This is a genomic window from Variovorax glucosi (assembly GCF_051216695.1).
Classification (GTDB): domain Bacteria; phylum Pseudomonadota; class Gammaproteobacteria; order Burkholderiales; family Burkholderiaceae_C; genus Variovorax.
This window is the reverse complement of the sequence record NZ_JBPJZE010000361.1, coordinates 1-1,061: the sequence shown is the minus strand read 5'-3', so window position 1 is coordinate 1,061 and position 1,061 is coordinate 1. Positions and strand designations below refer to the sequence as shown.

General features: G+C 64.4%; 1 protein-coding gene. It reads right to left on the bottom strand.

Going from position 1 to position 1,061, the window contains the following annotated elements; translation table 11 throughout:
- Positions 1–166 precede the first annotated feature (166 nt).
- On the bottom strand, positions 167–1,061 hold an 895-nt coding region (locus tag ACSFA3_RS25675), incomplete at its 5' end, for an amidase family protein (protein WP_435508137.1).

Here is a 1,061-nt window from a genome sequence, read left to right as displayed (position 1 = left end):
CTGCGGCTTTCGTCGCAGTGATTTCAGCGGGACGCCAATCCCGATCACGCCTGTTTTTGACATGACGGGCGCAGTATAGCCATGCAGACATCTGCGATCGAGGGGAGCGGGATGCCCCTATTGCCCGCAGTTCCAACCCAAATGCCGGATGGGGCCTCCTCTTTTTTCAGCCCGTTGAGTGAGCCCTTCGTGCCACCAACTTGTCGTTGTCTGCATGCGGTCTTTCAGTTTCCTGATCCCACAGCGCAAGCCACGGAAAGGCCTCCTCATACTGCATGGCCAATGCCAGCAATTCGGCATCGTGGCCGACCGGTGCGACCAACTGAATGCCAGTCGGCAGGCCCTTTGCATGCGCGCTTGGCAATGCAATGGCCGGCAAGCCCGCGGCATTGGCGAAGGCGGTGAAGACGGCATGCCCGCGCGGGCCGACTTCCGTGTCCGCAATCCGCTCGGGGTGGCTCTGCTCGCAGGGCCAGGGCAGGGCGGCCGTCGCCGGTGTGAGGATGAAGTCGTAGCGGGCGAAGACGACTTCCATCTGTCGCTCGAGTTCACGCACTTCCGCCAGTACATCGAACAGGCCGGATGCATCGAGCTTCAGGCCGGCGTCGAAATTCGCCTGCGCGACCGCGCCGCAGCGTGAGAGATCCGGGTGAACGCCCTCGGGCAATCCGAACTCGGGCCATTGCCATGCGCGCTGGAGCATCCAGGCGAGCCCTGCATTGGAAAGCGTCAGCCACAGCGCGTTGATTGCCTCCGACCAGTTCACCTGCTGCGCTTCGTCCACCGCATGCCCCAACGCGGCGAAACCCTCGGCCGCGCGACGCACCGACGCGGCGATGCGGGGGTCGACGGCATGGGTGCCGAACCGGGGCACGAAAAGAATGCGAGACGGCGAGGGCTGGCCGGCCTCCAGGCGCGATCCCGCGATCGCCGACGTCAGATGCTGTACGTCTTTCACGCAGCGACCGATTCCGCCGGCCACTTCGTAGTCGAGGAATATCTCGGGCAAGCCGCGTTCCCTGCGCACGAGGCCGCGCGAAGGCTTGAATCCCACAAGACCG